Origin of the sequence: Streptococcus sp. 1171_SSPC (assembly GCF_001069335.1) — a bacterium.
GTDB classification, from domain to species: domain Bacteria; phylum Bacillota; class Bacilli; order Lactobacillales; family Streptococcaceae; genus Streptococcus; species Streptococcus xiaochunlingii.
Genome location: NZ_JWAK01000044.1, coordinates 63,323 through 70,887, shown reverse-complemented (window position 1 = coordinate 70,887; position 7,565 = coordinate 63,323). Strand labels below are relative to the sequence as shown.

Genomic DNA, 7,565 nt, shown 5'->3' with positions numbered 1-7,565 from the left:
ACGACGAAATCGAATTCTAACGAATTACCGATTTCTGTCCCACTCTCTTTTATTCCAGCATTTTTAATAGAAAGTCCGCCATTTGTTGGGGGCTTTCTTTTTGCCCACGCGCCACCCACATTTGACAGACTCCAAAGAAGGCATTGGTGAGGTAGACAGAACTATAGTCTCTTTCGATTTCGGTCAAAGATCGATGGCCATAACGTTCTTGCAAGCTATCGACTAGTAGAACTTGTAGCTTGTGTCGCAAGAAGGATTGAATTTCTTTTGTCCCATTCTCAGTTAAAAGGACAGCAAAGAGGGGCTCCTTGGTGAGAAATTCGAAAACTTCGGTAACAGCTTGGTGTTTATCATCTTGTTGTTTGTCGAAGATGTATTCCACTTTGTGGAAAAATTCCTGTTGGTAGCGCTCGATCATATCGTACTTATCGCGGTAGTGGGTATAGAAGCTACTCCGGCTGATACCAGCTTCTTTTGCCAACTGTACGGTTGAGATCTCATCAAAGGACTCCCTATGAAGCAGGTCAACCATGGCTTCCTGGATGATCCGTTTTGTTTTTATTCGCTTGTTGCTTTCGGTAACCATTCTAGTCTCCCTCTTTTATACACAAAATTATACACAGTGTCCAAAAATGATTTTTTTAACTTGCGGTTTTTAAAAAGAACTGTATAATCAATTATATCAAAAAAATAGACAATGTGTATAAAAAGGAGACAAAAAATGTTTAAGGAATGGAAAGCGATTTTTAGGAAACCGACCTTTATCGTTGTGATGATCGGGGTTGCCTTGATACCAGCTCTCTACAATGTGATCTTTCTATCCTCTATGTGGGATCCTTATGGCAAGGTTTCTGACCTGCCAGTAGCAGTTGTCAATCAAGACCAGCCGGCTCGTTATCAGGAAGAAGAATTGACAATCGGAAAAGACATGGTGTCCAATTTTGAGAAAAGTGACGCCCTGGATTTTCATATTGTCGATGAAAGAGCAGCTAAAGAGGGGCTGGAAAAGGGTGATTACTATATGGTGGTGACCTTGCCCAAAGATCTATCTGCTAAAGCTGCTTCTATCTTAACCAATCATCCGGAACAGATGACCATTGCCTACCAAACATCTAGTGGGCATAGCTTTATTGCTGGTAAGATGAGTGATTCAGCCATGATAAAAATCCAGCAAACCGTTGCTAGTAATGTCACTCAAACCTATACCAGCGCTCTTTTCGAAAAGATGGGAAGCTTGAAGACAGGGATGGGAACAGCAGCGGAAGGAAGCCAGAAATTAGCGACCGGTGCTGGTCAGCTAAAAGAGGGTGGACAGACCCTGACAGACCATTTGACCACCTTGTCCAATTCGAGTCTGTCTTTTTCAAATGGGGCACAGACTCTTAGCACTGGTCTCTTGGCCTACACCAATGGAGTTGGCCAATTAGGAACGGGTCTTCATCAAATGCAGGAGAAAGTTCCCACCCTCGTATCGGGAGTTGGACAACTTCATGATGGTTTTACTACCTTTAGTAGTGGACTGACGACCTATACATCTGGTGTTGGACAGCTGGGAGATGGTTTAAACCAAATGGCTAGTCAAACGCCACAGTTAGCCTCTGGGATTGGCCAATTGCATACAGGGATGACGACTCTCTCAACGGGACTGGATACCTACACAAAGGGAGTTAGTCAGTTGAATGTTGGTGCTAGTAACTTGACGGCTGGCCTCACCAGCTATAGCTCAGGGCTTGCTACTCTCAGTGGTGGAGCTAGTCAATTAAGCGGCCAATCGGAAGCATTAAGAAATGGAGTGTCTCAGTTAGAGACAGGCATTCAAACCTTATCCACCCAACTCACTCCGCAACCAAATCAACAAGAGCAACTTGCCCAATTAACAGCAGGCCTCACCCAATTAAATGAAGCTATTCAGAACACGAGCGGGGATACCAGTCAACTCAGCACAGCTTTGGCAAGCATCGCCACCTCTGCTCAAGGGATTTCAGCAGCGGCACAGGCTGACCGTAATTCAGTACTAGCAAATCTTCAAGCTACTGCTGCCTATCAATCGATGACAGCTGAGCAACAGGCAGAAATGACGGCTGCTGTCTCTGCTACTTCAAGTACCACAGAGACTGCTGCTCAAGCGATTTTAACCACTGTTCAAGGCTTGCAAGAAAGCTTAACAACCGAGAGTTCCTTGGCCACAGTAAAAGAAAGTGCCAACCAGATCTTGCCAACAGCTTCGTCTACCTTGAATACTCTTTCAACTAGCTTGAGCTCCCTACAGACCGCAGTAACAGAGCAACTTCTACCAGCAAGCCAAACCCTTAGCCAGGGCATTCAACTCTATACGACAGGGGTGGATCAGTTAGCCGGTGGAGCTAGTCAGCTTACGGATAATAGCAGTAGCTTGATTGCAGGAGCTACTCAATTGAGTGCGGGGACAAGTCAGCTGGATCAGAAATCTGGTGACTTGGTAATGGGAAGTAATCAACTAGCAGCAGGATTGGGAGACCTAAATGGGAAAATGCCAACTCTGACTGCTGGAATGAATCAATTAGCTTCAGGAGCCAACCAATTGACTAGTAAGTCTAGCGAATTAACAACAGGCGCTGGATTGCTAGCTAGTGGGATCGGTCAACTAAATGGTCAAACACCGGTTTTGGCTAGCGGTGTTGATCAACTGGTATCAGGAGTTGATCAGTTATCGGATAAATCAGGTCAGTTACTATCAGGTTCTCAGCAATTGGCGGATGGTGCAACTAAGATAGCTGATGGCTCTGGTCAATTAGCGGCAGGGGGTCAGGTTCTTGTCGGAGGTTTGGCTGATCTCCAAACAGGTAGTCAAAATCTTAGTCAAGGCTTGAGTTCAGCTAAGGACCAACTAAATAGCGCTAGCACTGAAAAAGAAAATGCAAGCGTATTGTCAGATCCAATCACTCTTTCGAAGACAGACCATGACAATGTTTCAGTGAACGGAGTAGGAATGGCGCCTTATATGATATCTGTTGCCCTTTTCGTCGCGGCTCTCTCTACCAATATGATTTTTGCCAAATTGCCATCTGGGCGTCATCCAGAAAGTCGTTGGGCTTGGCTTAAATCGAGATTGGAAGTGAACGGGATGATTGCGGTCTTGGCTGGTGTCCTGGTCTACGGAGCTGTCCACCTGCTCGGAATGGCGGCAAACCATGAAAGCTTGACTCTCTTCCTCTGTGTGTTAGGAAGTGTGACCTTCATGTCCGTGGTAACCGCCTTAACGACATGGAACAACAAGGTCGGAGCATTTATCTCTTTGATTCTCTTGCTCCTTCAACTGGCTTCTAGTGCAGGGACTTATCCGCTTGCCCTCACCAATCGTTTCTTCCAAACTATTCATCCACTGTTGCCAATGAGTTATACCGTATCGGGATTAAGGGAAACCATTTCCTTATCTGGTCAGATAGGTGGGCAAGTCACCTTCCTTACCCTAGTTTTGGGCTTGTGTATTGGTCTAGGAATGATGGCCTATCAACCTCAAAAGATGGAAGAAGACTAAGCTTCCTCTATCTAAAGTTTCATGTGAAACAAAGCCCTCTTCTCAATAGAGAAGAGGGCTTTTTCTTAGTTAAAATAAAGCACTTCTGGATTTGGAGTGATGTAGATAAGGTTATCTTCTTTGAAGACCAGCTGTACTTGGCCCTGTTTGTAGATATAAACCGTGTACGTTTGACCGAACCTAGTGGCTTGAGCGATATCGATCGCACCAGCCCAAAAAGCACGAAGCTGTTCATCTGTTAAGTGTCCCTCTTGATAGAGTTTCACGAGGTTTTCCCGTTCCTTTTCTGAGAAGGTTTCGACCAGATACTTTGGGTCGTTAAGGACATTTTCAGGTTCCCCAAGAATTTTTTGAACAAATTTTTTAGTATAGCCTTCGTAATCCGGTGTTGCGGCTTCTAATGTATCGCCATCTTTTCTATAGTAAACGACAGAATCGCCTGTTGCATAGATCTTGTCTGTTGGAGCTTCGCTAGCATTGGCAGGGAGCTCCTCCATTTTTTTGCTAGAGCTAGTTTCCGTCTTAGACTCTTTCTTTTCTTTGTTCGAAGAGCTAGTTTTAGATGATTTTTTAGACGATGAGGCTTCTTTTTCACTTTTCTCTTGTTTTTTAGAAGAGGCACGAGAGCTCGTTTCTTCCGGTTTGAAATATGATTGAAAATCAGACATACAGGCTGTCAAGAAGAAAAGACTCAAAAAGAGCGTTGCAAGGAGAGTGATTTTTTTAGACATCATATAAAACCCTTTCTAATCATAGAGCGCTACTTCTTCTATTGTACACTATAAAAGCTTGGAAAGCACGAAAAAACAGAAGAGAGCTTGTACGAAGTAGGTATTCATACAAACTTTCTCTCCTGTAAGGGTCAGCTCCTTGTGATCTCATTTGAAGCGAGGGAGTCATCTTTTAATAACTCTCGTGTGCTTCAGTTAGTGGCCTTGGAAGAAGGGTTTAGCGTCCACCAGGCCCACCAGGTCCACCGCCTTGAGGTCCGCCACCTCCGGGAGCCCCACCACCTCCAGGCATGGAGTTGACAATTTCCGTTTGTTTTTCACCGTTGATATAGATGTCTCCGCCTGTGTAGGTAGCTGTTCCATCAAAGTCAAAGCCGGATTGCCCCGTCAAATTGATGGTTCCTCCAGTAACAGTGATATTTCCATTCGAATCAATTGGATCGGTATCGCCTTGGCCAACTTCAACGTTGAGTGTTCCACCATTCATGGTGAAGAAAATTTCATCTTGGTTGGCATTAGTATTGGCAGCATTGACACCGTCATCGGTTGCATAGATGGTGATATCTCCACCGTTGATGGTGATCGATTTTCCTTCGAGACCTTCGACAGACTCTGTTACCTCATAGGTTCCGCTATCGATGATCAGATCACCAGAAGCATGGATGCCATCGTCTCCTGCAGTGATGGTCATTTTGTTATCTGAAAGATACATGGTTCCGACCGAAGTATCTTCATCATTATCCACCTTGACTGCATCTTCATCTGCATCGATGGTCATGGTCGTACCAGTGATATTGAGTTCGTCATTGACGTTGAAGGCATCTCCTACAGCCGTGATCTTATAGGTTCCACCTGTGATGTGGAGGGTATCATTGGCCTTAATCCCGTTGTTCTTCTTGGCATCAATGTTGAGCGTACCTGAACCATTGATGGTGAGGTCGCCTTTAGAGAAGATGACCGCATCGGCATCTTCATCATTATTTGAACTGGAATCAGATAGGGTATTGGTAGTGCCATCTGCTAGAGTCAAGTAGACATGTCCTGCTTTCGTAGCAGAGATTGGCGCGTTGGTGTTAGTCATGGTAACCCCTTTTAAGACGATATGAACATCATCTGAATCATCTGCTTCGACCTTGATTTGAACCCCATTAGATTCACCAGAGATGACATAGGTTCCGGCCTTAGAGATGGTCACAGTGGATCCAGAAACAGCTACGCCGTCACCCGATACACTTGCAGAAGATCCAGACAGTTTGACAGTAGAGGCGGTACTTTCATCATAAGAGGTGTCCTTGTCCTTATCTGTAAAATAGTTGGTGTTGGTTGTTTTATTAGTAGTAGCAGTTGTTTGGGGCGTATTGCTTGTTGTAGCTGATTGAGATGACGCTTGGGAACAAGCTGTCAGTAAGGTGAGGGTAGCGACCCCCGTTAATAAGAATTTCCATTTGTTTGATTTCATGAGCTTTTCCTCTCGTTCCATTGATATGCTCCTAGTCTAAAGTTGCTAGCTGAAAGTTTCCTGAAGTTTTTCTGAAAGGAACCTTAACTTTAGTTTTCTTTAAGTTTGGCTTAATGAAAGCTTAAGAAAAGGCAACTAAACTAAGGAACAAGTAAAGCGACTTGTGGCTTTGCAACAAAAACGATAAAGAAAATGATAACTTTTTATAGAACAAAAGGAGAAAAACATGAAAAAAACGCTAGAGACAAGCTTCAAGCGGATTGAAACCAAATATGTGGTGAATAAAGAAGACTTGGATGATTTATTGAAAGATTTGAAGAAATATGTGGTTGAAGACGATTATCCCATCTCCACGATTTCGAATGTCTATTTTGATACCGAAGACTTTGATGTGATCCAAGATGCCCTTGCTAAACAGAACCGTCGTGAAAAGATCCGGATGCGGACCTATGTAGAGCATCCAACAGTGGAGAGTCCGGCTTTTCTAGAAGTAAAATCAAAGGATGCAGAAGGAATTGGTCATAAGTTCCGCCTGGTCTCGAACCCTTCCTCCATTACCCGCCTCATGACGGATGGACTAGTGGATCAGACCATTCAGGATCTGGACTTGGTGCAAGAAATCCAAGCTCTGCGCCAGCGCTATGATAACCGACTACAGCCTCAGATGTACATCTATTATGATCGTTTGTCCTTAAAAGAAAAGAAGAGTATCCAAGGCTATCCTTACAATAAGATTCGGGTCACTCTGGATCAAAACTTGGCCTATCGTGATCAACAGGTCAGTCTCCTCCGTAGGAAAGCTGAAGAGCCTTTATTAGAAGAAAATACCATCATTATGGAAATCAAGGCCCCAGGTGAAGAACCTCGGTGGCTGAAGGACATTCTGGATAAGTACGGACTGGTCAAACAGAAATTTTCGAAATACAGTTGTGCCTACCATAAGTCACAAGGCTTAGACTATGCACCAACGCCAATTCAAGAAAGGACAGGTGCTGCCTATGTCTAATCTATTTGATTCTATTTTTAATAACGCTACGGCAACCGTAGATCCGGTGCGCCTGATGCTAGCCTTGCTGGTCAGCCTGGTGCTCGGGATGGCCTTGTCTTGGACCTACAAATACCGTACTCTCTATACGCGTGAATTTATCGTCAGTCTCACCTTGCTTCCCTGCATGATGACCCTAGTGATTTTCCTGGTGAATGGGAGTCTGGGGACCTCGATTGCAGTAGCAGGGACCTTTAGCTTGATTCGATTTCGTTCCGCTACCAGCGGCTCGAGAGAATTGATCGCGATTTTCCTAGCCATGATTATTGGTTTAGCAGCGGGGTCGGGCTACCTCTTATTGGCAGTTTTGTTTACGGCCTTTCTGTTAGCTATCTGGCTCTTGCTCGAAACCAAGCAAAGTAAGACCGACCACCAACGGCGCCGCCATCTGACGATTGAGCTAGGAAATCAGGCTAGGATTGCGGAGAAGATCAGACATCTGTTGGATCGCAATTGTACAGAAGTCGACTTGATTTCGGTTAATACAAGCCAAAATGGGGAACAGCTTACCTTGGATTATGAAGTGGATCTGAGACCAGAAGTTGACGATTTTGCAATGACGACCCTCCTAACAGAAGAAATTTATCATTGCGATGTATCCTTGACTAAGAAGGCTAAGAAAAGAAAGAACTTATAGAAGAGAGTGGGACAGAAATCGGTAATTCGTTAGAATTCGATTTCGTCGTCCCACCTCCGCACAGTTGAGTAGGACCGTAAAAGCTGATGGAATCAGCGTAGTAGAGCCCACTCAACCACTGCGTCTTGCTCRAYAATCCAAAGACAATTGAGAGGCTAGGACTTTTGTCCCAGCCT

At 44.5% G+C, this 7,565-nt stretch carries 6 protein-coding genes; 3 read left to right on the top strand and 3 right to left on the bottom strand.

Going from position 1 to position 7,565, the window contains the following annotated elements:
- Positions 1 to 49 precede the first annotated feature (49 nt).
- A complete protein-coding gene (locus ADF75_RS09250; RefSeq protein ID WP_006595361.1) occupies positions 50 to 586 on the bottom strand; it encodes a TetR/AcrR family transcriptional regulator in 537 nt (178 codons plus the stop codon).
- A gap of 135 nt (positions 587 to 721) precedes the next feature.
- On the opposite strand from ADF75_RS09250, the gene ADF75_RS09245 reads away from it, so the two are divergent.
- Positions 722 to 3,517 carry a YhgE/Pip domain-containing protein gene (locus ADF75_RS09245; protein WP_048789911.1) on the top strand — a complete coding sequence of 932 codons (2,796 nt, stop codon included), beginning with the start codon at positions 722 to 724 and terminating at the stop codon, positions 3,515 to 3,517.
- 65 nt (positions 3,518 to 3,582) lie between these two features.
- Here ADF75_RS09245 and ADF75_RS09240 read toward each other — a convergent pair whose 3' ends face one another.
- Both ADF75_RS09240 and ADF75_RS09235 read right to left on the bottom strand, forming a co-directional pair.
- Entirely contained in the window at positions 3,583 to 4,251 is a 669-nt protein-coding gene (locus tag ADF75_RS09240; protein ID WP_048789910.1) for a DUF4947 domain-containing protein, read from the bottom strand.
- Positions 4,252 to 4,465: 214 nt separating this feature from the next.
- Complete coding sequence (locus ADF75_RS09235) at positions 4,466 to 5,707, bottom strand: carbohydrate-binding domain-containing protein (protein ID WP_192831479.1); 1,242 nt, start codon at positions 5,705 to 5,707, stop codon at positions 4,466 to 4,468.
- A 226-nt stretch (positions 5,708 to 5,933) separates the two neighbouring features.
- Here ADF75_RS09235 and ADF75_RS09230 point away from each other — a divergent pair, with 226 nt between their 5' ends.
- Positions 5,934 to 6,713, top strand: coding sequence for a polyphosphate polymerase domain-containing protein (locus tag ADF75_RS09230; protein ID WP_048789908.1), 780 nt, complete (start codon positions 5,934 to 5,936; stop codon positions 6,711 to 6,713).
- The gene (locus ADF75_RS09225) at positions 6,706 to 7,389 is read left to right on the top strand and encodes a DUF4956 domain-containing protein (RefSeq protein ID WP_048789907.1); all 684 of its coding nucleotides are present in this window, start codon (positions 6,706 to 6,708) and stop codon (positions 7,387 to 7,389) included. The genes ADF75_RS09230 and ADF75_RS09225 overlap by 8 nt, the downstream gene beginning before the upstream one ends.
- Positions 7,390 to 7,565 lie beyond the last annotated feature (176 nt).

What these genes read in the sequence shown, in the direction of transcription:
- ADF75_RS09250 (WP_006595361.1), bottom strand. Translation starts at nt 586, where the DNA reads ATGGTTACCGAAAGCAACAAGCGAATAAAAACAAAACGGATCATCCAG.
- ADF75_RS09245 (WP_048789911.1), top strand. Translation starts at nt 722, where the DNA reads ATGTTTAAGGAATGGAAAGCGATTTTTAGGAAACCGACCTTTATCGTT.
- ADF75_RS09240 (WP_048789910.1), bottom strand. Translation starts at nt 4,251, where the DNA reads ATGATGTCTAAAAAAATCACTCTCCTTGCAACGCTCTTTTTGAGTCTT.
- ADF75_RS09235 (WP_192831479.1), bottom strand. Translation starts at nt 5,707, where the DNA reads ATGAAATCAAACAAATGGAAATTCTTATTAACGGGGGTCGCTACCCTC.
- ADF75_RS09230 (WP_048789908.1), top strand. Translation starts at nt 5,934, where the DNA reads ATGAAAAAAACGCTAGAGACAAGCTTCAAGCGGATTGAAACCAAATAT.
- ADF75_RS09225 (WP_048789907.1), top strand. Translation starts at nt 6,706, where the DNA reads ATGTCTAATCTATTTGATTCTATTTTTAATAACGCTACGGCAACCGTA.